At 64.5% G+C, this 24,204-nt stretch carries 21 protein-coding genes; 7 read left to right on the forward strand and 14 right to left on the reverse strand.

The genetic code is table 11. The annotated features are described in order from the left end of the window. Nucleotides 1-26: 26 nt before the first annotated feature. Nucleotides 27-1,613 (reverse strand): EAL domain-containing protein, encoded by a 1,587-nt coding sequence (locus HU772_RS11205; RefSeq protein ID WP_186657607.1) that lies wholly within the window; start codon nt 1,611-1,613, stop codon nt 27-29. 314 nt (nt 1,614-1,927) lie between these two features. Between HU772_RS11205 and hppD the strand changes: the two genes are divergently transcribed. Beyond that, entirely contained in the window at nt 1,928-3,001 is a 1,074-nt protein-coding gene (hppD, locus tag HU772_RS11210) for a 4-hydroxyphenylpyruvate dioxygenase (RefSeq protein ID WP_134691997.1), read from the forward strand. 85 nt (nt 3,002-3,086) lie between these two features. Here the strand turns inward: hppD and HU772_RS11215 are convergent, their stop codons facing one another. Beyond that, complete coding sequence (locus HU772_RS11215) at nt 3,087-3,773, reverse strand: type 1 glutamine amidotransferase domain-containing protein (RefSeq protein ID WP_186657608.1); 687 nt, start codon at nt 3,771-3,773, stop codon at nt 3,087-3,089. Nucleotides 3,774-3,900: 127 nt separating this feature from the next. Here HU772_RS11215 and HU772_RS11220 point away from each other — a divergent pair, with 127 nt between their 5' ends. Next, a complete protein-coding gene (locus HU772_RS11220; RefSeq protein ID WP_225923129.1) occupies nt 3,901-4,350 on the forward strand; it encodes a nucleoside deaminase in 450 nt (149 codons plus the stop codon). Nucleotides 4,351-4,417: 67 nt separating this feature from the next. After that, nucleotides 4,418-6,397 carry an ATP-binding response regulator gene (locus HU772_RS11225; protein WP_225923131.1) on the forward strand — a complete coding sequence of 660 codons (1,980 nt, stop codon included), beginning with the start codon at nt 4,418-4,420 and terminating at the stop codon, nt 6,395-6,397. 30 nt (nt 6,398-6,427) lie between these two features. Here the strand turns inward: HU772_RS11225 and HU772_RS11230 are convergent, their stop codons facing one another. From HU772_RS11230 to HU772_RS11255, 6 genes are all read right to left on the reverse strand, one after another. Further along, on the reverse strand, nt 6,428-7,483 hold the full coding sequence (locus HU772_RS11230) for a tetratricopeptide repeat protein (RefSeq protein WP_186657610.1): 1,056 nt from the start codon (nt 7,481-7,483) through the stop codon (nt 6,428-6,430). Between the two features lie 229 nt (nt 7,484-7,712). After that, on the reverse strand, nt 7,713-9,128 hold the full coding sequence (locus tag HU772_RS11235; protein WP_186657612.1) for an efflux transporter outer membrane subunit: 1,416 nt from the start codon (nt 9,126-9,128) through the stop codon (nt 7,713-7,715). Then, nucleotides 9,125-12,304 (reverse strand): efflux RND transporter permease subunit, encoded by a 3,180-nt coding sequence (locus HU772_RS11240; RefSeq protein ID WP_186657614.1) that lies wholly within the window; start codon nt 12,302-12,304, stop codon nt 9,125-9,127. The genes HU772_RS11235 and HU772_RS11240 overlap by 4 nt, the downstream gene beginning before the upstream one ends. A 12-nt stretch (nt 12,305-12,316) precedes the next feature. Further along, on the reverse strand, nt 12,317-13,558 hold the full coding sequence (gene mexE / locus HU772_RS11245) for a multidrug efflux RND transporter periplasmic adaptor subunit MexE (RefSeq protein WP_186657617.1): 1,242 nt from the start codon (nt 13,556-13,558) through the stop codon (nt 12,317-12,319). Between the two features lie 174 nt (nt 13,559-13,732). Then, complete coding sequence (locus HU772_RS11250; protein WP_186657620.1) at nt 13,733-14,326, reverse strand: eCIS core domain-containing protein; 594 nt, start codon at nt 14,324-14,326, stop codon at nt 13,733-13,735. Next, nucleotides 14,313-14,876 carry a TetR/AcrR family transcriptional regulator gene (locus HU772_RS11255; RefSeq protein WP_186657622.1) on the reverse strand — a complete coding sequence of 188 codons (564 nt, stop codon included), beginning with the start codon at nt 14,874-14,876 and terminating at the stop codon, nt 14,313-14,315. The genes HU772_RS11250 and HU772_RS11255 overlap by 14 nt, the downstream gene beginning before the upstream one ends. 89 nt (nt 14,877-14,965) lie before the next feature. Between HU772_RS11255 and HU772_RS11260 the strand changes: the two genes are divergently transcribed. Together HU772_RS11260 and HU772_RS11265 are read left to right on the forward strand one after the other, a co-directional pair. Beyond that, complete coding sequence (locus HU772_RS11260) at nt 14,966-15,697, forward strand: SDR family oxidoreductase (protein WP_186657625.1); 732 nt, start codon at nt 14,966-14,968, stop codon at nt 15,695-15,697. A 25-nt stretch (nt 15,698-15,722) separates the two neighbouring features. After that, nucleotides 15,723-16,322, forward strand: a complete 600-nt coding sequence (locus tag HU772_RS11265) for a 2-hydroxychromene-2-carboxylate isomerase (protein ID WP_186657627.1) — start codon at nt 15,723-15,725, stop codon at nt 16,320-16,322. Nucleotides 16,323-16,463: 141 nt separating this feature from the next. On the opposite strand, the gene HU772_RS11270 is transcribed toward HU772_RS11265, so the two are convergent. The 5 genes from HU772_RS11270 to HU772_RS11290 all read right to left on the reverse strand — a co-directional run bounded on the left by HU772_RS11270 (nt 16,464) and on the right by HU772_RS11290 (nt 20,221). Further along, complete coding sequence (locus tag HU772_RS11270) at nt 16,464-16,751, reverse strand: DUF7693 family protein (RefSeq protein WP_186657629.1); 288 nt, start codon at nt 16,749-16,751, stop codon at nt 16,464-16,466. A gap of 7 nt (nt 16,752-16,758) precedes the next feature. After that, nucleotides 16,759-17,304, reverse strand: coding sequence for a cupin domain-containing protein (locus tag HU772_RS11275; RefSeq protein WP_050705832.1), 546 nt, complete (start codon nt 17,302-17,304; stop codon nt 16,759-16,761). Nucleotides 17,305-17,383: 79 nt separating this feature from the next. Next, nucleotides 17,384-18,589, reverse strand: coding sequence for an MFS transporter (locus tag HU772_RS11280; protein WP_186657631.1), 1,206 nt, complete (start codon nt 18,587-18,589; stop codon nt 17,384-17,386). 76 nt (nt 18,590-18,665) lie between these two features. Further along, entirely contained in the window at nt 18,666-19,199 is a 534-nt protein-coding gene (locus tag HU772_RS11285) for a cytochrome b (protein ID WP_186657635.1), read from the reverse strand. Then, the gene (locus tag HU772_RS11290) at nt 19,196-20,221 is read right to left on the reverse strand and encodes a catalase family peroxidase (RefSeq protein WP_186657637.1); all 1,026 of its coding nucleotides are present in this window, start codon (nt 20,219-20,221) and stop codon (nt 19,196-19,198) included. Before HU772_RS11290 ends, HU772_RS11285 begins: the two co-directional genes overlap by 4 nt. Nucleotides 20,222-20,377: 156 nt before the next feature. On the opposite strand from HU772_RS11290, the gene HU772_RS11295 reads away from it, so the two are divergent. Both HU772_RS11295 and HU772_RS11300 read left to right on the forward strand, forming a co-directional pair. Beyond that, nucleotides 20,378-20,899, forward strand: coding sequence for a sigma-70 family RNA polymerase sigma factor (locus HU772_RS11295; protein WP_186657639.1), 522 nt, complete (start codon nt 20,378-20,380; stop codon nt 20,897-20,899). After that, on the forward strand, nt 20,896-21,648 hold the full coding sequence (locus HU772_RS11300) for an anti-sigma factor family protein (RefSeq protein WP_186657641.1): 753 nt from the start codon (nt 20,896-20,898) through the stop codon (nt 21,646-21,648). The genes HU772_RS11295 and HU772_RS11300 overlap by 4 nt, the downstream gene beginning before the upstream one ends. 11 nt (nt 21,649-21,659) lie before the next feature. Here the strand turns inward: HU772_RS11300 and HU772_RS11305 are convergent, their stop codons facing one another. Continuing rightward, on the reverse strand, nt 21,660-24,095 hold the full coding sequence (locus HU772_RS11305; protein ID WP_186657643.1) for a translocation/assembly module TamB domain-containing protein: 2,436 nt from the start codon (nt 24,093-24,095) through the stop codon (nt 21,660-21,662). Between the last annotated feature and the right edge of the window lie 109 nt (nt 24,096-24,204).

The following is a 24,204-nucleotide window of genomic DNA, read 5'->3' on the forward strand; positions in this document are numbered from 1 at the left end:
CGGAAACGGGAAGTTGAGCGAGTGGATCAGCCGCGCATGATCTCAGGGGCGTTGTCTTGCGGCAACCTTAGGCTACCGGGGCGGGCGGCCAAGGCCAGCAGCAGCTCGTTGCCGGGCATCGGTCGGGCGAACAGATAGCCCTGCTGGAAGTCCACGCCATGATGGGCCAGGTAGTCGCGCTGCACCTCGGTTTCCACGCCTTCGGCGACGATGCCCAGCTCCAGCTTGGCCGACAGCTCGATGATGGTGTCGAGGATGTGCTGGGACAGCGCGTCGCCACCGATCATGGCGACGAAGCTCTGGTCGATCTTCAGGTAGTCGACCTTGAACTGGCGCAGGTAGTTGAGGCTGGACTGGCCGGTGCCGAAGTCGTCGAGGGCGATCATGATCCCCATTGCGTGCAGCTTCTCGAACAGCTCTAGGGTGACCGGGGTGGGCTCGATCAGCTTGCGCTCGGTCAGTTCCAGGGTCAGCACCACCCGCCCGGGCGGGAAATGCTGGAGGAACGTCTGGCAGTCATCCAGCAAGGTCAGGTCGCGGCAATGGTCGGCCGTGATGTTGATACCAATATGGAAGCCGTCCTCGAGCAACGCGGCATGGGGCGACAGCATCTGCGCGGTGCTGAGCATCAGGCTGCGGGTCATGGCGACAATCTGGCCGCTGTGTTCGGCGTAGGGGATGAACAGGTCCGGGCGTACCAGGCCTTCGCGCGGGTGCTGCCAGCGCATCAGCACTTCGATACCGGCCCAGTGGTAGTCACCGTCGCGGACCACGGGCTGGAAATAGGGGACGAACTCATTGGCTTCCAGCGCGCGGTCCAGTTCCGCCCTGGGCGAGCTGGCCCGCCGCAGTTGCCAGCGGCAGGCGCCGCCGGCAATGGCGCCGAGCACCAGCAACAGGCTCAGCAGCGCCGGGTAGCGCGCGCGCATCACCGCGCCCGGCTTGTCGGCGCCATAGCCACCATGCACGCTGAACGGGTAGCGTGTGGAGGCAAAGGTCACCGCGGCGCTGGCAGCGATCGGTGGGGTGCCCTGATGAACCTTGCCATCCGCGCCCATCCAGTGGTTGCCTACCTGCACCCGCAGCACGTCGTCCTCGCCGATCAGGCGCAGGGCGGTCAGCAGGTGGCTGCCGTCCACTGTGCTGATCGCGCCGCGGCTGTCTTCGCTGACCCGGTAGACCAGCAATGGATGGCCCGGGGTCACTGAATTACCGTCCATCAGCCACAGATGCCCATCGGTGTAGTCCTGGGCATCCACAGGCTCGTCGAAATCGCCGAACAGTGACGAGCAATAAAGCGTGTCATGCTCGAACAGGTTGGTCGAGCGGACGAAGGCATTGCGGGTGACCTCGACGCGCAGTGCCAATTGCGCCCGTTCACAGGGCTGGCCGGCCATGGGCAACAGGTGATTGGCTGCGGTGGACAGGCTGTCGAGGATCTGCTCGATATGCCGCACCACCTCCTGGCTGGTGGCCTGGCTGCTGGCGCGCAGGTCATGTTCGGTCTGCCAGCGTATCACCAGCAATCCGCACAGCAGCGGCAGTACGCCGACGACCCAGGGCAGCAGCGAGCGCCAGCTCCAGCGGGCAGGGCGTTTGGCGGTCAGGGGCATGGGCAAGTGGACCTTGTGGCGGACGGGCATGATGAGACGAAGAATAGCCGTTTGTCGGCACCGGTTGCGAACTAAAGCGCGACAAAGCCATTTACGCCCTGTAGAATCGATTTACGAATAAAACAATAAGGTTTCCCGCTTCCCGGGGAATCAAGCCCGCCGAGAATGGGTCCATATGACATACCATGGGTTCAAGCTGATCATTGGTGACTTCCTTGCCCGCAGCGTGCGCGGTATTCCCTGCTCACCACCACCCCTGTTCGACATCCAAAGCAACTGATCAATCGTTATTCGCTGCAGATGAGGACACGAACATGGCAGATATCTTCGAAAATCCGATGGGCCTGGAAGGCTTCGAATTCATCGAGCTCGCCTCGCCGACCCCAGGCGTGCTGGAGCCGGTATTCCAGATGCTCGGTTTCACCAAGGTGGCGACCCACCGCTCCAAGGATGTACACCTGTATCGCCAGGGTGGCATCAACCTGATTCTGAACAACGAACCTGGCATCGCCTCGTACTTCGCCGCCGAGCACGGCCCGTCGGTGTGTGGCATGGCCTTCCGCGTGCGCAACGCCCACGAAGCCTACCGCCGTGCCCTTGAGCTGGGCGCCCAGCCGGTGGAAATCGAAACCGGCCCGATGGAACTGCGCCTGCCGGCGATCAAGGGTATCGGCGGCGCGCCGCTGTACCTGATCGACCGCTACGAAGAAGGCAGCTCGATCTACGATATCGACTTCAAGTTCATCGAAGGCGTCGACCGCAACCCGGTCGGTGCGGGCCTGAAGATCATCGACCACCTGACCCATAACGTCTATCGCGGGCGCATGGCCTATTGGGCCGGTTTCTACGAGAAACTGTTCAACTTCCGCGAGATCCGTTATTTCGACATCAAGGGCGAGTACACCGGCCTGACCTCCAAGGCCATGACCGCTCCTGACGGCATGATCCGCATCCCGCTCAACGAGGAATCGTCCAAGGGCGCGGGGCAGATCGAAGAGTTCCTGATGCAGTTCAACGGCGAAGGCATCCAGCACGTAGCCTTCCTCACCGACGACCTGCTCAAGACCTGGGATGCCCTCAAGGCATGCGGCATGCGCTTCATGACCGCGCCGCCACAGACCTACTACGAAATGCTCGAGGAGCGCCTGCCGGGTCACGGCGAGCCGGTCGACCAACTGCAGGCCCGTGGCATCCTGCTGGATGGCGCCTCCGAGGCCAACGACAAGCGTCTGCTGCTGCAGATCTTCTCGGAAACCTTGCTCGGCCCGGTGTTCTTCGAGTTCATCCAGCGCAAGGGTGACGATGGCTTCGGTGAAGGCAACTTCAAGGCGCTGTTCGAGTCGATCGAGCGTGACCAGGTACGTCGTGGCGTGCTGAGCGTCGAATAACACGCTTCAGGCCATGAACCAGCGCGGGGCAAGCCCGCTCCCAGATTGATGGGAGTGGGCTTGCCCCGCGCTGCTTTTGTGCTGGCTAGCGGTTGCCCAGGAAGCGAATGACGGCCTCGGCAACCCCGCTAGTGGAGGCGGGATTCTGCCCGGTAATCAGGCTGTTATCCTCGACCACAAAGGCTGCCCAGGGATCATCGGCCTGGCTGTATTCACCGCCGCGGGCAATGAGCTCATTTTCGGTCAGAAACGGCACTACTTTATCCAGTTCGGCCAGTTTCTCTTCAGTGTTGGAGAAGCCGGTTACTTTGCGTCCCTTGAGCAGTAGGCTGTTGTCGCTGAGCTTGATGTTGAGCAACCCGACCACACCATGGCAGACCGCTGCCACGGCGCCGCCGCGCTCATGGATACGCCGAGCCAGCTCCTGCAACGGCTGATTGTCGGGGAAGTCCCACATCACGCCGTGGCCACCGGTGTAGTAGATGGCGCTGTACTGCTCGGCCTTGACCTGGCCAGGGCTCAGGGTGGCGCCCAGGCGGTTCATGAAGGTCTTGTCGTCGTACCACCGCCAGTCCAGTTCCGGCGCCATTTGCAAACTGTGCGGGTCGATCGGCACATAGCCGCCGGCCGGGCTGACATAGTCGACCGTGAAACCGGCCTGCTGCACCGTGTCGACGAAGTGCACGGCTTCACCCAGCCACAGCCCTGTGGCGCGCTTGGTTGTCGGATACTTGGCGGTATTGGTCAGCACGACCAGGATCTTCTTGTTCATGTGTGCATACCCGTCGAGTCCATGGAGAGCGGATGATCAGGCCAGCGAAAAGCCTATAGAGCATAGCTTTGATACAGCGCGTGTTGTGCTAGTCTGCTGCAAAACAATCGCACCCCGGGAAAACACCATGGAACAGGGTTCTTGCTCCTTCATGCAGGCCGCTATCGACGAGGCCCGCAAAGGGCTGGAGGAGGGCGGTATCCCAATCGGTTCGGTGCTGGTGCACGCTGGCAAGATCATCGGTCGCGGCCACAATCGGCGCGTGCAGCAGGGCAGCGCCATCCTGCATGGTGAAATGGACGCCCTGGAAAACGCCGGGCGGCAACCGGCGAGTGTCTATCGCGATGCCACGCTCTATACCACCTTGTCGCCGTGCGCCATGTGCAGCGGGGCGATCCTGTTGTATGGCATCAAGACGGTGGTCATCGGCGAGAACGAGACATTCCTGGGCGAGGAGCAACTGCTGCGCACGCGTGGCGTGACCCTCGATGTGCGCCATGATCAAACCTGCAGGCAACTGATGGACGCATTCATCAGCAGTAAGCCTGAATTGTGGAACGAAGATATTGGCCGCTGATCCGAACCCGCTTCCCGGAGCGGTACAGGGTATCTCGTTGCGGCCGTCAGCCGCCGAAGCCACGGGCATGAGCGCGTCGGTCACCGACTTCGACTGGAGCACCACGCCCCTGGGGCCCCTGGTGTTGTGGTCGCCCGCCTTGCGCATTGCCGTGGACATGCTGTTGTTGTCACCCTTTCCTTGCGCGCTGGCCTGGGGGCCGGAGCTGACGGTCATCCACAACGAAGGCTACAAGCAGCTGCTGGCCGAAGAGACGGATTTCCAGGGTTGTCGTTTCGAGCAGTTGTGGGCCCATGCCTGGGACAGCCTGGGCGCCGCGGTGTTCATGGCCCTCGAGGGGCGGGGCAGCCTGCTGGCGGATGCCCCGCTGCCGATTGCCCACCCGGGCAGTGCGACGACGGTATGGTTCACCGGCTGCCTGTCTCCCTTGCATGACGACCGACGAACAATCGCCGGCTTTCTGCATACCTTGATCGAGACTACCGCCAGCGTCGAGACGACCCGTAGGTGGCGGGAGCTGGCGCAATCCTTCGAAGCGCGGCTGGAGCATCACCTTAGTCACTCCACGTCGACCTGGCAGTTGTCGCCCGACCTGATGTTGACGCTCGATAAGGACTTGCAGGTGCGCATGGCCAACCCGACCTGGCATAACGCGCTAGGCTGGCCGGCGGATGGCACCCCCGAATATCCATTGCCGGAGCTGTTTCACCCAGCTGATCGCACCGAAGCCGAGTTGATGCTGAGCACCTTGTTGCAGGGTGCGCAGACGGTGGCCTTCGATGGGCGTGTGCGGCATCACGATGGCCATTACTGCTGGTTTCGCTGGCACGGTACGTGCGAGCAGGACGTGCCGACGCTGGTGGGACGCGATATCAGCGAAGAGCGCCAGGCCGTGCAGCGTTTGGCACAGGCCGCGGTGGAGGAAAGCCAGCGCATGGACTCGATGGTCAAAGTGGCGGGCGGCCTGGGGCATGAGATGAACAATGTGCTGTCGGGGGTCAGCAGCAGTCTCGAACTGTTGGACCGACGGCTTGCCCAAGGGCGTTTGGAAAATCTGGCGAGCTATGTAGCCATAGCGCGCGAGGCTACCAGTCGAGCGATTGGCCTGACGCACAATCTGTTGGCGTTTGCTCGCAGCCAGCCGTTATCCCCCAACGTGCTTGACATCAAGCATTTGCTCGAGTCCGTGACGCCGCTGTTGCAACAGACCCTTGGCAGCGGTATGCGCCTGCACTGGCACATGGACCAGGCGCCCTGGCCGGTCAGGCTGGACCCCGACCTGTTACGCAATGCCTTGATGCACCTGTGCCGCAACGCCCGCGACGCCTGCCTGGGGCAGGGCAATGTATCGATTCGAATTGCCAATGAGCGGGTCGAGGGCGTGAGTGAGTATTCGGCGCAATGGGTGGCGGGTGATCATGTCGTGTTGCAGGTCGAGGATGATGGGCATGGCATGTCGCCAGATGATGTGGCCCGCGCTTTCGAACCGTTTTTCACCAGCAAGCCGCTCGGGCAGGGGGCCGGCCTGGGTTTGCCGATGGTCCACGGCTTTGTCCAGCAATCCAGTGGTCAGATCTGGATCGAGTCGCAGCAAGGCCAGGGCACGCGGGTCGTGCTGATGTTTCCGCGTTGTCACGAGAGCTTGCCTGAGCCTCTGGCAGGCATGGATGCCCAGGTCCAGGGTGGGCGCCTGTTGCTGGTCGATGACGAGACCAGCTTGCGTGGGGTGATGAAGGAGGCCCTGGTCGAGCATGGCTTCGAGGTGTGCGCCGTGGCCGATGCCAACAGTGCCCTGGCGGAGTACCGTCACAACGGTCCGTTCGAGCTGGTGGTGACCGACATCGGCTTGCCGGGTGGCTTCAGCGGGCGGCAAGTGGCCAGGGCACTGCGCTTGATCAACCCTGAACAGAAGATCATGTTCATTACCGGCTTCAACGATGATCCAGAGCAGCAGGCGCTGCTTGATGAGCCCGGGACCGACCTGTTGCTCAAGCCGTTCTCGCTGGTGACACTGGTCGAACGGATTCAGCGTCTGCTGCAGGCCTGACTCGGCGGCCAAGCATGCGCCCGGCGCGTCTCAAAGGCCTTGTTGCAGGTAGGGATCGTCGGGGTTCTGGCGTTCCAGTTCGGCCAGCAGCACCTGGACGTTCTGCAGTTGCCCGGTTTCCTTCCAGTACTGGATCAGCAGAACCCGCGCCCGGCGATTGGCCGGCTCGCGGCTGAGCACGGCCTCCAGTTGCTTCTGTGCGGCATCTACCTGCTCCAGTTCATGCAGAGTCAGGGCCAGGGTATAGCGGTAGTCGTTGTTGTCGGGCTCCAGCTCCACGGCGCGCGCCAATGCCAGCAAGGCGTATTCCTGTTGCGCATGGCGGCTGAGCCACAACCCCAGTTCGTGTTGCAGGAACGCGGAGTCCGGCCGCAGGGCCAGAGCCTTGGCCAGCACCGCCCGGGAGGCATCGTGCTGCCCCTGGGCTTCGAGCAGGCGCACCTGGGTCGCCAGGGCATCGAGGTTGTCGGGGGCTACCTCGAGGCTGCGCGCCAGTGCCTGCGCCGCGGCATCGAAGGCTTGTTCGTGCATGTACAACCTGGCCAGGTGCACCTGCGCGGCAGCGTCCTCGGGCTGTTGCTCCAGGGTCTGCTGGTATTGCTCCAGGGCGGCCTGCAAGGGGCCGAAGTACAGGCCGATGGCATCAGGGTCGAGCCCCAGCAGGGCGTCCACCGCGGCGAAGCGCACGCTTTGCTCGTCATCTTCCAGCAGGGGGCCGAGCACCAGGCTGCGTTGGGCGGCCGGCAACAGCCTGCGCACGGCCGCGATGGCGGCACGGCGTACCATCGGATCGTCGTGTTCGAGGTCCAGTCTGGCCAATTTCAACGCCTGGGGCGAGGGGTAGTTGGGCAGTTCGGCGTACAGCGCGGCGCGGCGGATCGGCGCCAGGTCGTCACGCTGCAACTGCTGGTACAGCACGCGGGCGGCTCCTGGTTGGCCTTCATGGGCCTGGCGCAGGGCTTTGGCATAGCTGTGCGGGGGCAGCTCCGGCACGCTGGGTTGCGGGGTGCGCCACAGGTAGCCGAGCGCAACGGGCACCAGTACTGCGAGCAGCAGGGCGAGCAGGTAGCGGTGGCGTCTGGGCATCGTGCGCGGCGGTCCATGGCGGAAGAAGGCAGAGCTTGGGGCAGAATGGTCCGGGCTGCAAGCACCAAGGTAGGCGCCATGCTGGCGAACCTGGCAATACAGTAGTGGCTGGCATAGGCTTTGCTGGCTCCGACGCCATGGCCATCAAAAAAAGCCCCGCGGGCCAAGGCCAGCGGGGCAAACGGTTGGGGGAGGAACCAACCAAAGGAGTCTTTACATCTGCTTGCGATCAGCGCGAGCTGGCGACCACTTCTGGCTGCCAGCCACCGCCGAGGGCCTTGTAGATCGCCACGATGCCGCTGTACAGCTCGACCTCGCCCTGGGCCTGGGCATCCTCGGCGCTCAGCCGCTCACGCTCGGCATCCAGCAGCACCAGGTAATCCACCGTCCCTTCGCGATAGCGGATCGAGGCCAGCTCGGCGGCCTTGCGGCTGGCGTCGCTCTGGCGCATCAGTGCCAACAGGCGTTGCTGGCGCTTGCCGTAGTCGCTGAAGGCGTTGGCGGACTCCTCCAGGGCCAGCAACACCTGTTGCTCATAGTTGGCCAGGGCGCCGTCGGCGTCGGCCTTGGCCCCGCGCAGGCGGGCACGCACACTGCCCAGGTCGAACGCGGCCCAGCTGATGCTTGGGCCGAGGGCCCAGGCATTGGCGGCCGAGGAGCCGATCTGCGAGCCTCGGGCGGCGGTGAAGCCGAGGAAGCCGCTCAGGCTGACCCGCGGGAACAGATCGGCAGTAGCCACGCCCACATTGGCGGTGGCTGCCGCCAGTTGGCGTTCGGCACTGCGAATGTCCGGGCGGCGGCGCAGCAGCTCGCCGGGGTCGCCCACCGGCAGGGCCTTGGCGATGGCCGGCAGGGCCTTGGGTGCAAGGTCCACGGTCAGGGCGTCCGGGCGTTGGCCGAGCAGGGTGGCGATACGGTTTTTGGCGCGTACCTGTTCGGCCTGCAATTGCGGCACGGTGGCCTCGACGCCCGCTAGACGGGCGTCGGCGCGGACCACGTCGAGCTCGTTGCCGACCCCGGTGTCACGCAGGGTCACGGTGATGTCCCGCGACTCCTGCTGGGTCTTGAGGTTGGCCAGGGCGATCTTCTCGCGTAACTGGGCACCGCGCAGTTGGCCATAGGCATCGACCAGCTCGGCGATCAGGCTGACCTGCAGCTGTTGCAGGTCGGCTTCGGCGGCGGCTTCCTGGGCCTCGCTGGCCTCGATCTGGCGCTGGATGCGGCCGAAAAGGTCGAGCTCCCAGGCCATGTCCAGGCCCAGGTCGTAGCGCTCGCTGTTGACCCGGCGTTCGGTCTGGCCGGGGATCTGGCCTTTGCCCAAGTCGCTGCTGGCGCGGCTGGTGACCACGGGGAACTGGTCGTTGTCGGCATCCTCGCGGATCGCCCGCGCCGCCTTCAGCCGGGCGAAGGCCACGCGCAGGTCGCGGTTGCCGTCCAGCGAGGCCTGCACCAGTTGGTTCAGCACCGGGTCGTCGAACTGCTTCCACCACACACTCTCGAAGCGGCTGCGGTCGAAGGCCTTGGCTTGCAGGCTGCTGTCGAGCTGCGCCGGTGCCGTGGCCGGGGTCTGGTAGTCCGGGCCCACCGCGCAGGCCGCCAGGGCCAACGCCAGCAGGCTCGGGGTCAGGGGTTTGAGCAGCTTCATGCATGGTTCTCCAATGCCGGGGCGTGCGCGGCCTTGCGGGCCTGGCGACGTTCGACGAAACGGCGGATCAGGAAGAAGAACACCGGGGTCAGGAACAGGCCGAACACGGTCACCCCGATCATCCCCGAGAACACCGCCACACCCATGGCATGACGCATCTCGGCACCGGCGCCGGAGGAGAACACCAGCGGCACCACGCCCATGATGAAGGCGATCGAGGTCATCAGGATCGGCCGCAGACGCAGGCGGCAGGCTTCCAGCACCGCGGCCAGCGGGTCGAGGCCCTTGGCTTGTTCATCCTTGGCGAACTCGACGATCAGGATGGCGTTCTTGCACGCCAGGCCCACCAGTACGATCAGGCCGATCTGGGTGAAGATGTTGTTGTCGCCACCGGAGACGATCACCCCGGTGATGGCCGACAGTAGGGTCATCGGCACGATCAGGATCACCGCCAGCGGCAGGCTCCAGCTTTCGTACTGGGCAGCCAGCACCAGGAAGGCCAGCAGCACGCACAGCGGGAACACGAACAGCGCGGTGTTGCCCGAGAGAATCTGCTGGTAGGTCAGGTCGGTCCATTCGAAGGTCATGCCGTTGGGCAGTTCCTCCTTGAGCAGTTTCTCGATCGCAGCTTCGGCTTGGCCGGAGCTGTAGCCGGGGGCCGCGGCACCGTTGATTTCGGCGGTGATGAAGCCGTTGTAGTGCATCACCCGGTCAGGTCCGGAGGTGTCACTGACCTTGAGGAAGGTCGCCAGCGGGATCATTTCGCCGAGGTTGTTGCGCACCTTCAACTGGCCGATCTGCTCGGCGTCGAGACGGAACTGCTGTTCGGCCTGGACGTTGACCTGGTAGGTGCGGCCGAAGCGGTTGAAGTCGTTGGTGTACAGCGAACCCAGGTAGACCTGCAGGGTGTCGAAGATATCGTTGATCGCCACGCCGTGGGTCTTGGCTTTTTCGCGGTCGATGGCAGCATCGACCTGGGGCACGTTGACCTGGTAGCTGGTGAACAGGCCCGCCAGTTCCGGCACGTTGTGGCTCTTGGCGATGATGTTCTGGGTTTCCTTGTACAGCGCCTCATAGCCCAGGTTGCCACGGTCCTCGATCTGCAGGCGGAAGCCGCCGATGGTGCCTAGGCCTTGTACCGGCGGTGGCGGGAAGATCGCGATATAGGCGTCCTGGATGTCGGCGAACTGGGCGTTCAGCGCGGCGGCGATGGCACCGGCCGACTGGCTCGGGTCCTTGCGCTCGTCGAATGGCTTGAGCGGGGTGAACACGATGCCGCTGTTCGGGCTGTTGGTGAAACCGTTGATCGACAGGCCCGGGAAGGCGACCGAATCGGCCACGCCCGGTTGTTTCAGGGCGATCTCGCTCATGCGCTTGATCACCGCCTCGGTGCGGTCGAGGCTGGCGGCGTCGGGCAATTGGGCGAAGGCCACCAGGTACTGCTTGTCCTGGGCCGGGACGAAGCCGGTCGGGGTGGACGAGAAGCCCAGGTAGGTCAGGCCCATCAGGCCGGCATAGACGAACAGGGCAATGCCGCTGGAGCGGATGACCCGGCGCACACCGCCGACATAGCGGTGGCTGGCGCGGTCGAAGAAGCGGTTGAACGGCGCGAACAGCCAGCTGCCGAGCAGCTTTTCCAGGATCCGCGAGAAACGGTCCTTGGGCGCGTGATGTTCCTTGAGCAGCACCGCGGCCAGGGCTGGCGACAGGGTCAGCGAGTTGAACGCCGAGATCACGGTGGAGATGGCGATGGTCAGGGCGAATTGTTTGTAGAACTGCCCGGTCAGGCCAGAGATGAACGCCGCCGGCACGAACACTGCGCACAGCACCAGGGCCGTGGCGATGATCGGCCCGGTGACTTCGCTCATGGCCTTTTGCGTGGCCTCCAACGGTTTCAGGCCCAGGCCGATGTTCCGCTCGACGTTCTCCACCACGACGATGGCGTCGTCCACCACGATACCGATGGCCAGCACCAGGCCGAACAGCGACAGCGCATTGAGCGAGAAGCCGAACAGGTGCATCACCGCGAAAGTACCGATCAGCGACACCGGCACGGCCATCAGCGGGATGATCGAGGCACGCCAGGTCTGCAGGAACAGGATCACCACCAGCACGACCAGCACCAGCGCTTCGAACAGGGTGTGCACCACCGCCTCGATGGAGCCGCGGACGAACACGGTCGGGTCATAGACGATGCTGTAGTCCATGCCTTCCGGGAAGTCCTTCTTCAGCTCGGCCATCTTCGCCCGCACTTCGTCGGAGATTTCGATGGCATTCGAGCCTGGGCGCTGGAAGATCGGCAGGGCCACCGCCGGCTGGTTGTTCAGCAGCGAGCGCAGGGCGTACTGGCTGGAGCCGAGCTCGACCCGGGCGATGTCCTTCAAGCGGGTGATCTCGCCGTCGGCGCCGGCGCGGATGATGATGTTCTCGAACTCTTCCTCGTTGACCAGGCGGCCTTGGGTGTTGATCGACAACTGGAAGCTGGTCGAGCCGGGGGCGGGCGGGGCGCCCAACTGGCCGGCGGCGACCTGGCGGTTCTGCTCGCGAATGGCGGCCACCACGTCGCTGGCGGTCAGGTTGCGCGAGGCAGTCTTGTTCGGGTCGAGCCACACCCGCAGCGAGTAGTCGCCCATGCCGAACAGCTGCACGTCGCCGACGCCGCCCAGGCGCGCCAGCTCATCCTTGATGTTGAGGATGGCGTAGTTGGACAGGTAGAGCATGTCGTAGCGGTTGTCCGGCGACGTCAGGTGCACGACCATGGTCAGGTCGGGCGAGGCCTTGTCGACGGTGATACCGATGCGCGTCACTTCTTCCGGCAGCTTGGGCTGGGTACGGGTCACGCGGTTCTGCACCTGCACCTGGGCGTTGTCCAGGTCGGTGCCCAGGGCGAAGGTAATGGTCAGGGTCAGCTTGCCGTCGGCGGTGGACTGTGAGGACATGTACAGCATGTTCTCGACACCGGTGATGGCCTGCTCCAAGGGCGCGGCGACGGTCTCGCCGATCACCTTGGGGTTGGCGCCGGGGAAGTTGGCGCGCACCACCACGGTAGGCGGCACCACTTCGGGGTATTCGCTGATCGGCAGCTGGAACAGCGAGATCGAACCCGCGATCAGCAGCACCAGCGACAGCACCGCGGCGAAGATCGGCCGGGTAATGAAGAATTTCGAAAAGTTCATCGGTGTGGTCCCTTAACCGCGCGGCGCTTGGGCGCTGGCGACTTTTACATTGGCGCCGGCAACCTTGGGCGCCGGGTTGCTGGCCTCCAGGGCCTGGCGCTGCTGGGCGAGGGCGGCGAGGGTCTGTTCGCTGGCCATCGGCGTTTCCTCAGGCGTCACCGGCGAGCCCGGGCGTACCCGCTGCAAGCCCTTGACCACGATGCGGTCGTCCTTGTCCAGGCCGCTGCGCACGATGCGCAGGCCTTCGAGCTTGGGCCCCAGTTCCACGGCGCGGTAGGCGGCCTTGTTTTCCTTGTCCATGACCAGCACGAACTTCTTGCCAAGGTCGGTGCCGACCGCTTCGTCGTTGATCAGCACGGCGTCGTACTGGGCGCTGCCGACCAGCTTCAGGCGTGCGTAAAGGCCGGGGGTGAACTGGCCATCGCGGTTGTCGAACACGGCGCGGCCACGGATGGTGCCGGTGCGCGGGTTGACCTGGTTGTCGACGAAGTTCATCTGGCCCAGGTGCGGGTTGCCGGTTTCGTTGGTCAGGCCCAGGTACACCGGGGTGCTCTGGCCGCGCTGGCCTTCGCGGGCCAGTTGGGTGTACTTGAGGTACACGCGCTCGTCGGCGTCGAAGTAGGCGTAGACCTTATCGGTGGAGACCACGCTGGTCAGCGGGGTGACGTCGGCTGTGACGATGTTGCCGGCGGTGAACTGGGCACGGCTGACGCGGCCGCTGATCGGCGCGCTGACCCGGGTGAAACTCAGGTTCAGGCGGGCCAGGTCGAGCTGGGCCTGGATCGCGTCGACCCCGGCGCGGGCTTCGGCGGCGGCGCTGCTGCGCGACTCGGCCAGTTCCGCGGAAATCGCGTTGCTGTCGCGCAGGCGTTCGCCACGGCGGGCTTCGTTGGCACTGCGGATGGCGGTGGCCTTGGCCTGTTGCAGCTGGGCTTCGAGGCGGCGCACTTCGGCCTGGAACGGGCGTGGGTCGATCTGGAACAGCAGGTCGCCTTTTTTCACCTGGGCGCCTTCGGTGAAGGCTACCTGGTCGATCTGGCCGGAGACGCGTGGGCGCACCTCGACGGTTTCCGGGGCTTCCAGGCGCCCGGTGAACTCGTCCCATTCGTTGATCGGCTGTTCGATGACCTTGGCGACGCTGACTTTGGGCGCGGCGGGAGCCTGCACGGCGTCAGGTGTGCGGCCACAAGCGCTGAGCACCACCACGGCCAGGGCAGCGAGGGGGAAGCGCAAGGGTTTGAGTGAGTGATCCATGGAGAACTCCGCCAATGTATTAGTAGTGGGCGGAGTGTGAGTGTCTTGCGTGTGGCGCACGAATCAAACGGAGCGAAGGTTATTATCACGCGCAATGATAGGTCGCAGGACTTCATCGATCCGCACGCATGATCCCAGGCCGACATCATTCCAGGGGATGGTGTAACTCGGCCGTCAGCGTGGCCCGCCGGATGCCTTTTCGCGCGACGCCTTGGCCACCTGCGCCTCGACCTCGTAGGCCGGCCCTTCCAGCGCCTGATAGTCGCGGGTGTAGCGCCTGGCGAATTCCTCCACCCCCAGTTCCTGGTACTGCTGCACGTGCTTGAGCTCATGGGCCCATAACGCCACGTTGTCCTCGGCATCGGCGGTGCGGCGGAAGATGATGGTGTCGATCAGGGTCACCGCATTGACGTCGGGGTTCTGCAGCAATGCATTGGCGGCGCTGATCTGCTGTTCGTCACCCACCCGGTAGCGCGCCGCATCGAGCACGGCGAAGTCGTACCAGGGTTCGAGCTGTGCACGAATATGCAGAGGGATTGGTTGGCTGCCGCTGGCAGTCGCCTCGTCGCGGGCCTGGCGCAGGGCGAACACCAGGCTGGCGCTGGCCATGCGTTCGACGTCCTGCAATACCTGGCCACCCTGGTTGGGATCGACAGGAGCGCAGAAGCACACCACCAGGCACACCGGATATTGCCCGACGGGGCAGCTCTCCTGGGCGAAGACCGGAGGCGTCAGCAGCAGGCCGAGCAGTGCGCTAGCGGCCCTCATCAAAGACCTGGTCAACCAGTTTGCGGCTTGCCTGCAGCAGCTGTGCCTGGAGCGGTTCGCTGGCCAGCATACGGCCAACCACCAAGGCGCCGACGCACTGGCTGAGCAAGGCCCAGGCCAGCTCGGGATCCTCGAGTGTTTCGCTCCAGGCCTGGTGCAGCGTCACCACCCAGTGTTCGGCTTGCTCGCGCACTGGCCGTTCGGCGCGGGCGATTTCCACCCCCAGCGGCGGCAGCGGGCAACCACCTTCGGCATTGTGCAGGTGGGCGAGGGTCAGGTACTGCTCGAGCAGGCGCTTGAGCCGCGGGCGGTCGGCGCCGCGCTCGATCAGCCGGCCCAGGGGGCTGTTGTCCAGCTCGCGGCGGACAATCTCGCTGAACAGGTCGTCCTTGGAAGGGAAGTGATTGTAGAAGGCACCGCCCGTCAGGCCGATGGCCTTCATCAACTCGGCCACGCCGGTGGCGGCGAAACCGCCGCGCTTGGCCAGGGCGCCGCTGCTGGCCAGCAGTTTCTCGCGGGTCTGTTGCTTGTGGTCGGTGGCGTAGCGCATCCGTGGAACCTCGTGCTGCGGGCTTGACGATGACGGCATCGTAGCATAGCGTTCGTTTACTAAACGATCATTCATCAATGGAGCGGTCCATGACAGAACAACAAAAGGTCGTGCTGGTGATCGGCGCGGGTGACGCGACCGGTGGCGAGATCGCCAAGCGCTTTGCCCGCGAGGGCTATATCGCCTGTGTGACCCGGCGCCAGGCCGAGAAGCTGCAACCCTTGCTCGATGAAATCCGTGCCGAAGGTGGTCAGGCCCATGGCTTTGGCTCGGATGCGCGCAAGGAAGAAGAGGTGACCGACCTGGTGGAAACCATCGAGCGCGATATCGGCCCGATCGAGGCGTTTGTTTTCAATATCGGCGCCAATGTGCCTTGCAGCATTCTTGAGGAAACGCCGCGCAAGTACTTCAAGATCTGGGAAATGGCATGCTTTGCGGGGTTTCTCACCGCCCAGGCGGTGGCCCGGCGCATGGTGACCCGCGAGCGCGGAACCATTCTTTTCACCGGCGCCACCGCCGGTACGCGTGGCGCGGCCGGTTTCGCCGCCTTCGCCGGGGCCAAGCACGGCCTGCGTGCCCTGGCCCAAAGCATGGCGCGGGAACTGGGCCCACGAAACATCCATGTCGCCCATGTGGTGGTCGATGGCGCCATCGACACCGCGTTCATCCGCGACAGCTTCCCCGAACGCTATGCGCTCAAGGACCAGGATGGCATCCTCGACCCTGCGCACATCGCCGACAGCTACTGGTTCCTGCACGCCCAGCCACGGGATGCCTGGACCTTCGAGCTTGACCTGCGCCCGTGGATGGAGCGCTGGTAAGTCCCCCTCATACAAGGATCGAATCATGAGCAAGACCGTCGAGTTCTTCCTGGACCTGGGCAGCCCGGCCACCTACCTGGCCTGGACCCAACTACCTGGCCTCTGTGCTCGCCATGGCGCACAGTTGGTGTACAAGCCGATTCTGCTGGGCGGCGTGTTCCAGGCCACCGGCAATGTTTCGCCGATCACGGTACCGGCCAAGGGGCGCTACGTGTTCATCGACCTCGCGCGCTACGCCGATCGCTATGGCGTGCCATTGACCTTGCCTACGGGGTTTCCGGTCAACACCCTGACCCTGATGCGCGGGTTGACCGGTGTCCAGTTGTTTGCCGAAGAGCATTTCGAGGCGCTGTTGAAGGTGTTGTTCGAAGGGCTGTTCGTGCACGGACGCAACCTGGCGGATCCTGCGGTCCTGGATCAAACCCTGGCTGGCGCTGGTTTCGAGGCCGAGATGTTCCACGAGCTGGCCGCTCGGCCCGAGGTCAAGGATGCCTTGCGCAAAGCCACCGAGGAGGCGGTCGAGCGCGGCTTGTTCGGAGCGCCGACGTTCTTTGTCGGCAAGCAGATGTTCTTCGGCCAAGACCGGCTGGACTTCGTCGAGCAGGCCTTGGCCCGGCAGGCTTGATGTCTGGGCCATACCACCCCCTGTAGGAGCGGCCTTGTGTCGCGATTGGGCCGCGAAGCGGCCCCGGCGATCTTTGCGTCAACGCTGAAAACCTGGGGCTGCTTCGCGACCCAATCGCGGCACAAGGCCGCTCCTACAGGGTCAAACCAGCAGTCGTTCTATTTGACCGCGTTCCCAGAGGCTCAGGTGATCCACCGGATTGGTGCCGTAGCGGTGCCAGTCATCCAGCGTGCCTCGGCGCCCATGGGGGCACTGGCATTGGCTGCAATGGGCCAGGCCTTCGTTGTCACACACCAGGGTCAGCCGCCAGCCGTCGACTAGCACCTCAACCTGCCCGCCGGCCTGGCGGGCGACCGTCACCAGCGAACGGACGCCAAGCGCGGCGTCGCGCAGGCACTGGTAAGCCTCGCGGCTGGTGACGGTGGGCATGTGCAGGTCAGAAATTCGCCGGGGTGTTGGCGCTGATGATCTCGGCCTCGTCCGGGCCGATGTTCTTGAAGGTGTGGGGCAGGGTGGTAGGGATGTAGTAACCGTCGCCAGCATTGAGCACGCTAACCTGGCCATCGACCCACAACTCCATGGTGCCGCGGGTGACCAGGCCGCATTCCTCGCCCTCGGCGTGCACGATCGGCTCGCCGGAGTCGGCGCCGGGAGCATACAGCTCGCGCAGCATGCGCATCTGCCGGCCTTCGACGCTGGCGCCGACCAGCAGCATGCGCAGGCCGTTGCGGCCCAGGTCTGGCTGTTCGCCGCCACGGAACACGTAGCGCTCTTCGCGCACCGGTTCGTCGAAGCTGAAGAATTCCGCCAGGGACATGGGGATCCCTTCGAGCAACTTCTTCAGGGAACTGACCGAAGGGCTGACCCGGTTCTGCTCGATCTGCGAGATGGTCGAGTTGGTCAGGCCGCTGCGGCGGGCCAGTTCCCGTTGGGAGAGGTTGTTGCGTTCACGCACCAGTTTGAGTCGTGTCCCCGTGTCCATAGCCGCCTTGTTTGCAGAGGTGTCAAAAATAATGGGCGACGCATTAAAACACACTCTGCCGTCTTGCGCGCTGTGCGCATCAGTGGCGCTGGTCGGGCGTTTTCGGCCACAGGCCGACCACCAGCAACAGCAGGCCTACGGCCAGGAACGGCAGGCGTGGATCGAGGGCATAGACCAGGGTCCCGGCCAGTGGTCCGACCACCGCACCCATGCCTTGGGCGGCGCCGATCGAGCCTGCCGTGGCACCTTGTTCGCCGGCCTCCATGGCATTGGCCGCCAGGGCGGAAAACGCCGGGAAGACGAAGCCCATGCCGAACGCGGCGACGAAGAATGCACTCCACAGCCAAGGCGCGTGCGTAGCCAGCGCGGCAGCGGCAAACCCCAGCCCAGAGACGCAGGCACCGATGCGAATCATCTTCGCCGGCGGCCAGTCGAGCTTGCGCAGGAACACCTGGGCCAGCATCAGCGCCACACCCACGCAGGTCAGGGCGATGCCCGCGGCCTGGGCGGCGTCCCCGGCTTCCAGGCGCAAGCGGTCGAGGGCGAAGAACCCGACGGCGATCTGCGACACAGTGATGCTCAGCATGGCGCTGAAAGCCACCAGCAGTGGGCGACGCAGGCGCGGGTCGGACAGCCGTACCGGATTGGGCGCGTGGACTTGCGCCAGTGGCTGGGGCTTGAGCTTGAACAGCAAGACCAGGAACGCCGAGGCTGGCAGCAGTGACATGGCATAGAACGGCAGGCTCAGGCTATAGCGCGACAGCAGCGCGGCCAGGGCTGGGCCCACCACCAGGCCAACGGCATTGGCCGCGCCCAGCGATGCCATTGCCCGGGCGCGGCGCTGCGGCTCAACATGGTCGGCAATCAGTGCGTTGCCGCCTACCGGGAGCGCGGCATAGAACGCGCCGATCATGCCGCGGGCCAGCATCAGCCCGAAGAACGCCAGGGTCGCGCCCGGCAGCCAGCGCAAGGCGCCATCGATGAACAGGCACAGCACCCAGTAGGCCAGGGTAAAACCGCCGCTGCCTAGCAGCAGCACCCGGCGCCGGCCATAGCGGTCGGCCAGGCGCCCCCACGGACGGGCCAGGATCACCCAGACCACGCCAGCCACGGTCACCGCCGCGCCAGCCTGCCAAGTGGCCATGCCCAACAATCGGGCGATCGGGCCGATCAGGGCGACGAACGCCATCATCGACATGGTGCAGGCCATGTTGACCAGCATCAGCGGACGCAGGTCCAGGGTGCTGGCGGGGGTGAATGCGGCAGGGTCCTTTGCAACGTTCATGGGGTATCCGGATCGGTTCGACAAGATGAGTGTCGATGTTAGTAATAATTATTTACAGTTGTCGACCCTGCGCTGTTCATTCACCACGGCGCAGCGGGCCTGGCCACATGCTACGCAACACGCAGTCGCGGCGCACCAGGGCATGCAGCAAAGCGGCCCCCAAATGTGCCAGCACGCAGGCGAACAGCAGATAGCCCGCCCAGCCATGAGCCTGGCGCAGCAAGGCATACAGCTGCAGATCATGGGGCGCTATGGCCGGCAGTTGCAGAGGCCGTGGATAGCCACCAGCCGAGAGCATGGCCCAGCCAAGCAGCGGCATGGCCAGCATCAGGGCGTACAGCAGCAGATGCGAAACCCCGGCAGCCAAGCGCTGCACGGTAGGCAGGTCGTGCGGCAGCGGCGGGTGCGGCAGGCCCAGGCGCACGGCGATGCGCAGGATCACCAGCACCAGCAGGGCCAGGCCGGTGGCCTTGTGCAACTCGACCAGCAGTGGATGGCGCGGCGACAGGTCGCTGACCATGTCCACGCCGATGAACAGCATGGCCAGGATCAGCAGCGCCATCAGCCAGTGCAGCAGGCGGGCCAGTGGGTGGAAGGCGGTGACGCTCATGGCTGGGCTCCTTCGCTCAGTGCTTCGTGGCTGCGGCGGTTGAATGACACTGAATAGGCGGCCGAGCGGGCGGCAAGGATCGGGTCGGCGGACGGTTCGATGCCATGGGGCAGGATCAGTGGGTCGAAATTGAGGTCGCGGCAGGCGCCTTGCTCGGGGGCGTCGACCTTTTCCAGCACCAGGGTGCCGGCGTCGATGGCACGGCGTTCGGCGGGCCAGGGGCGGGCCGGGTCGTCCACCGGGTCGCCGGGCGCGGCCAAGGTCAGGCGCAAGGTCCAGCGCAATGGCCCCTGGGCCAGGCGCTGTTGCAGGTCGTGCTGGAGAAACTGCTTGTCATCGACTTGCGCGGGCAGGGCGGCGAATGGCGTCTGTGGCTCCAGGGCCCAGCGCACCGGTTGCGCCTGGCCATTGGCGGCGATCAGGCGAAAGGCGTTGATGCTGTAGTAGGCCGTGCTGGCAAAACTGTCGCTGGGCTTGTAGCTGGCGGCCCATTGGCGAAACGCCGCGCTTTCCGGGTGGCTGGCGAAGAACGCTTGCAGCTTCGCCGGGTCCGGCTTGCCGGTGGCCGGGTCGGGCGCGCCGGCCAGGACCTGCGCGTAGAACCCTTCAGGGTCGCTGACCGCCAGTACCGGCGGGTTGTTCATGCCGGTACGCCAGACTTGGCCGTCGTCGCTGGTCAGCTGCAGCGCCAGGCTGCGCACGGGGATCGCGGTGTCCGGCGCGAACGGATTGGCGCCGCCGATGGCGAAACGGCCGATCACCGGCACCCGCGCCTGGCTGAAGACCCGCGCGCTGGACAGCGCCGCGGCCTGGCCACTGCTCTGGAAGTAGCCGCTCACGCACAGGCCTTTGGCGTGGTTCTTGCGATACCCCGCGTAGTGCCCGGCCTGGGCCTCGAAGGTGTCGATGATGCGCTGCGGCGTCAGCCTGGACGCGCCGATCCAGCCGGCGGTGTAGGCGAAGGCCGTGCCCAGTGCCGCGAGGGTGGCGCCGATGGCGGCCAGGCGCAAAGGGGTGTTCATGGGGCGGTCCCTGTTGTTGGAGTGAGCCGGTACGACGAACAGGGAGGTGATTTATTCCCCCAGCTTAGGCGCCGGGAGTGGGATGACGGGGAATAAACTTCGTGCCGGCGCGTCTGCCCTTTACACTGACAACCCACAGGGGCCCGGAACCCGACCATGCACGATTTGGATGAGCAACAATGGCGTGAGTTGTTGCAGCGGCTACGGCGTTTCGCCCTGTGGCTGACCCGCGAGTCCGGCAGCGCCGACGACCTGGTCCAGGCCACGGTGGAACGCGCCCTTGCTCGGCGCGGCCAACAACGCGAGCACGAGGGCTTGCGCCCTTGGCTTTTCACCATCCTGTACCGCTTGTTTCTCGACGCCAAGCGTCGCGAACGCCTGCATGCGCGCTGGCTGTCCTGGTTTGGCCAGGGGCAGGCCGAGCAACAGGCGACGGGCGACGAAACCGAGCGCATCGTGCTGGCCCAGGCCGACCTGCAGGCCTTCGCCCGCCTGCCCGCCGAGCAGCGGGCCCTGTTGTTGCTGGTCAGCGTCGAGGGCCTGAGCTACAAGGAAGCCGCCGCTACCCTCGGCATTCCCATCGGCACGGTGATGTCGCGGCTGTCGCGTGCCCGGGCCGCGCTGCGTCAACTGACCGAGGGCAACCCCGTGCCCCCGGCCTTGCGGAGACTCAAATGACCCGTCTGATCCCTACCGAGCATGAGCTGCACGCCTATGTCGACGAGCGCCTGGAGCCCGCGCGCCGGGCCGAGGTAGACGCCTGGCTGGCCGCCAACCCGCAGGAGGCGGCGCGCGTCGAGGCCTGGCGCGACGACGCCCGCCGCCTGCGCGCAGCCCTGGCGGACTTTGCCGAGCGGCCAGTCGAACCGGCGCTGGAGTTGGCTGCATTGCGTCGGCGCTTGCGTCAACGACGGCAGCGCCGCCTGGCTACGGCGGCGCTGCTGATGCTGGCCGTGGGCTTGGGTGGCCTGGGCGGCTGGCAGGCACGGGAAGCCACGCTGTTTGCCGGCATGTTGCCCATGGCCGATGCCGTGCAGGCTCACCGGATGTTCGCCGACGCCAGCGCGCTGGATATCCGGGCCAGCGATCCAGCGCGCTTGCAGGCGTGGTTGGGCCGGCACTTCAATCGGGTTGGCCGATTGCCGGACCTGGCAGGCTATGGCTATCAGCCGGTGGGCGCGCGCTTGTTGAGCAACGAGGCCGGCCCTGCGGCCTTGCTGGTGTTCGAAGATCACCAGGGTCAGCGCATCAGCCTGTTCCTGCGCTCGCCCGGCGAGCACTTCGAGCGCATGCCCACCGGGCAACGTACTGACGGCCAGCTCGCGGCCCGTTACTGGTCACATGGTGACTACAACTTTGCCTTGGTCAGCGCCGCGAACGACACGCGTGTGGAGCCGTTGCGACAGGCGCTGGGCGTCAGTTTGTAGAGGGGCTGGGCTTACTCGGTCTTGCGCGCCAAGCCAGAGATGATGGCTGCCGCCAGCAGGCCAATGCCCCAGCCGATCAAGGTCTGCAGCCAGATCACCAGGCGTACGGCATGCTGCGCCGTGAGTGCCCGGAACTCTTGCTCGGGGTCGGCGTTTGGGGTGGGGACCAGAGGCGCCCAGTCGGTTTCCTGCTTGAGATCGACAAAAGGCATGAGCACATCCAGTGAATAGGCCAGGGGGCTGAATCCTGTGTATTCGGCGGGCAGATCGGAACACAGGTACCAGTTTTCCTTGGTTCGGACCTCAATGGGTGGCCAGGCCTCCGAGTTATTGGGACGGCAGGCCTGATAGGCAGGGTTCTGATAGATGCGTGGGTCGGTTGGGGCGAAGATGCCCACCAACGCGGCGGCCCAGTAGATCAAGGCGCATACCAGCCAAGTACCAAAGAAATAGTGGAACAGCCGGATGGGGCGGTAGCCGTAGCTGGTAAAGTGGCCATACGCCCAGTGCAGCCGCCTGCTCAGCAGACGGCTGAGCAGGCCTTTGTTGGGGCGCTCAGGGTCGAGTGGTTGATCGACAAGGCCCAGCTTGCGCCGTTCTGTTTCCAGTTCAATGCCAACCCTGCGTGCCTCGGCAAAGTGCGCGGAGTCCTCAAGTACCTGCTTGAGTTGCCACCAAGGTTGAGGGCGAAAGTCCTCGGCGCGCCGGGTGCTGGCTTTGCGTATAGCAGGCCAGCGCTTGTCCAGCCACCGAGCCAGCCGTTGGCATCGGCCTGATGGCTCGGGTGGATTAGACGCTCGCAGTACCGCAACCTGCGATCGTAGCCATTTGAGCCGGCGGTTCAGGGTCAGGGGCGGATTGGCGGCCAGTGCGTCGTACTTGAAGCCATTGAGGACGATCTGCTCGCCCCAGGTGCGCTCATCGTCATCCAGGCGCCCCACTTGGGCATGTTCGAATGAGGCCCGGTTCAATGGGCGGGTGAACTTGAGAAGCGAGAGTGTACCCTTGATTCGGGTCTTTTTCAGGCTGAGTGTTTCGCTCGCCTCGATGGCGAATAGGCTGCGGTCGCAGCGCAGCTCGCCTTCAATGCATGCATCATTGAACGCGATACTGCCGCTGGCTTGAACATTGAGTACCACTTTGCCCAGGACTTTCGATTGGTTCGCATTAAGTGATCGGTTAGTACTATTGCCGTCGAATCGCGCCTCATTGAAGATCAAGTCTCCCTCGAACGTGGTGCAGAGCAGGCGGACGGTGCCATTGGCAACGAAGCCTGATATGAAATGCGCGTCTCTCCCGATTGTGGCGGCGTCGGCGCTCAAGGCGTAACCGTCGCTTGCGTGCAGTTGGGTACCTTTGCAAATCAGTTGTCCGCCGATCTTGGTGGTAATCAGGCGGACCTCGCCATAGACTTCGGCGCGCGAAAGATTGAGGCGGCCGTCAATTTTGGCGCTATCGAAGATAATTGCCGATCCAGTCGCTTCGAAGCGCCCCAGCAACTCGGCGTTGTCATAGATTTGCGCCTTGCTGAACCTCACGGCGCCTTTGGCGTTGAAGCCTTTGGATAGGGATACCTCTCCCTGCAGCACAGCGCCATGGGCGTAAATAGCCTCGGCACCACCCCCATCGAATGTGCCTGCCAGTGAGAGTTTTCCGTCTACGCGGGTGGCGGCAAGCATGAGCTGGCCCTGAATATGCGCGTCGACCATGAGAAGGTTGTGCCGCAGTTGCGTCCCTCGCAAATCGAGCGCTACACCGTCGTGCTCCAGCAGGGTGGTTGCGTGCAGGCGAAATCCGCCACTGATCGTTGCGTTCTGGCAACGCAGGCTCTGGATCCTGGTATCGGCAAGGTGGATGTCCGAGCCCAGGGTGATGCTGTTGAGAATCAGAGCCGGTCCGTTTGCCGCGTGTAGCGAAGACTTCGAACAATGAAGCATGCCGCTGATCTGCGTGCCCGGCAATGCCAGCGCCCCGTCGCTTTTGACTTTTCGTACAATCAGGTTGCCCTGGACACTGGCGTTCCAGGCCGTAAGTCCCCGTTCCAGCCAGGTATTGCTCAGATGAAGATCGCCGTGGAGGACACTGCGGTTGGCCAGCAGTTCGGGTAGGCGACATCCGGTGAGGCGAATAGTCCCGGTGATATCGGCTTCATTCAGGTTCAGTGGCTGCTCGAAGGTACAGAGGCGCAACTCGAAGGGGGTCGAAGTCTTCGAATTGCGCAGGTCGAGTACCCCAGTGATATAGGCACCCTGCACGCGAACCCCACGCTCATGAATAGCCGTGTCGCGGTCACCGCCAAGAATCAGAAATCTCAGAAACTCCGCGCGAATGGCGCGAATGGGGTAGGGGACATGGGGCCTGCTCTTGCTGATGCGAGCCAGTTGGCCACTGTTGCAACACGCCAGCAATTGTTGCTCCGCCACGCTAAGAGGCTCGAAGCCTTTCAACGACCTTCCTTTGATTCCGTTCGTACTCACAGTGATCTCGATAACAAGCGCCAAGCCCCCGGGTACTGGGGGCTGGTGATTCAGGTAGGGGGAGAGCGGGGTGTCAGGT

The organism is Pseudomonas xantholysinigenes (genome assembly GCF_014268885.2).
Classification (GTDB): domain Bacteria; phylum Pseudomonadota; class Gammaproteobacteria; order Pseudomonadales; family Pseudomonadaceae; genus Aquipseudomonas; species Aquipseudomonas xantholysinigenes.

Bases quoted from the DNA above. Each gene is read 5' to 3' on its own strand.
- HU772_RS11235 (WP_186657612.1), bottom strand. From the start codon at position 9,128: ATGAAGCTGCTCAAACCCCTGACCCCGAGCCTGCTGGCGTTGGCCCTG.
- HU772_RS11270 (WP_186657629.1), bottom strand. From the start codon at position 16,751: ATGCCCACCGTCACCAGCCGCGAGGCTTACCAGTGCCTGCGCGACGCC.
- HU772_RS11255 (WP_186657622.1), bottom strand. From the start codon at position 14,876: ATGCGCTACGCCACCGACCACAAGCAACAGACCCGCGAGAAACTGCTG.
- HU772_RS11290 (WP_186657637.1), bottom strand. From the start codon at position 20,221: ATGAACACCCCTTTGCGCCTGGCCGCCATCGGCGCCACCCTCGCGGCA.
- hppD (WP_134691997.1), top strand. From the start codon at position 1,928: ATGGCAGATATCTTCGAAAATCCGATGGGCCTGGAAGGCTTCGAATTC.
- HU772_RS11225 (WP_225923131.1), top strand. From the start codon at position 4,418: ATGAGCGCGTCGGTCACCGACTTCGACTGGAGCACCACGCCCCTGGGG.
- HU772_RS11300 (WP_186657641.1), top strand. From the start codon at position 20,896: ATGACCCGTCTGATCCCTACCGAGCATGAGCTGCACGCCTATGTCGAC.
- HU772_RS11240 (WP_186657614.1), bottom strand. From the start codon at position 12,304: ATGAACTTTTCGAAATTCTTCATTACCCGGCCGATCTTCGCCGCGGTG.
- mexE (WP_186657617.1), bottom strand. From the start codon at position 13,558: ATGGATCACTCACTCAAACCCTTGCGCTTCCCCCTCGCTGCCCTGGCC.
- HU772_RS11285 (WP_186657635.1), bottom strand. From the start codon at position 19,199: ATGAGCGTCACCGCCTTCCACCCACTGGCCCGCCTGCTGCACTGGCTG.
- HU772_RS11220 (WP_225923129.1), top strand. From the start codon at position 3,901: ATGGAACAGGGTTCTTGCTCCTTCATGCAGGCCGCTATCGACGAGGCC.
- HU772_RS11265 (WP_186657627.1), top strand. From the start codon at position 15,723: ATGAGCAAGACCGTCGAGTTCTTCCTGGACCTGGGCAGCCCGGCCACC.
- HU772_RS11205 (WP_186657607.1), bottom strand. From the start codon at position 1,613: ATGCCCCTGACCGCCAAACGCCCTGCCCGCTGGAGCTGGCGCTCGCTG.
- HU772_RS11215 (WP_186657608.1), bottom strand. From the start codon at position 3,773: ATGAACAAGAAGATCCTGGTCGTGCTGACCAATACCGCCAAGTATCCG.
- HU772_RS11260 (WP_186657625.1), top strand. From the start codon at position 14,966: ATGACAGAACAACAAAAGGTCGTGCTGGTGATCGGCGCGGGTGACGCG.
- HU772_RS11295 (WP_186657639.1), top strand. From the start codon at position 20,378: ATGCACGATTTGGATGAGCAACAATGGCGTGAGTTGTTGCAGCGGCTA.
- HU772_RS11230 (WP_186657610.1), bottom strand. From the start codon at position 7,483: ATGCCCAGACGCCACCGCTACCTGCTCGCCCTGCTGCTCGCAGTACTG.
- HU772_RS11275 (WP_050705832.1), bottom strand. From the start codon at position 17,304: ATGGACACGGGGACACGACTCAAACTGGTGCGTGAACGCAACAACCTC.
- HU772_RS11250 (WP_186657620.1), bottom strand. From the start codon at position 14,326: ATGAGGGCCGCTAGCGCACTGCTCGGCCTGCTGCTGACGCCTCCGGTC.
- HU772_RS11280 (WP_186657631.1), bottom strand. From the start codon at position 18,589: ATGAACGTTGCAAAGGACCCTGCCGCATTCACCCCCGCCAGCACCCTG.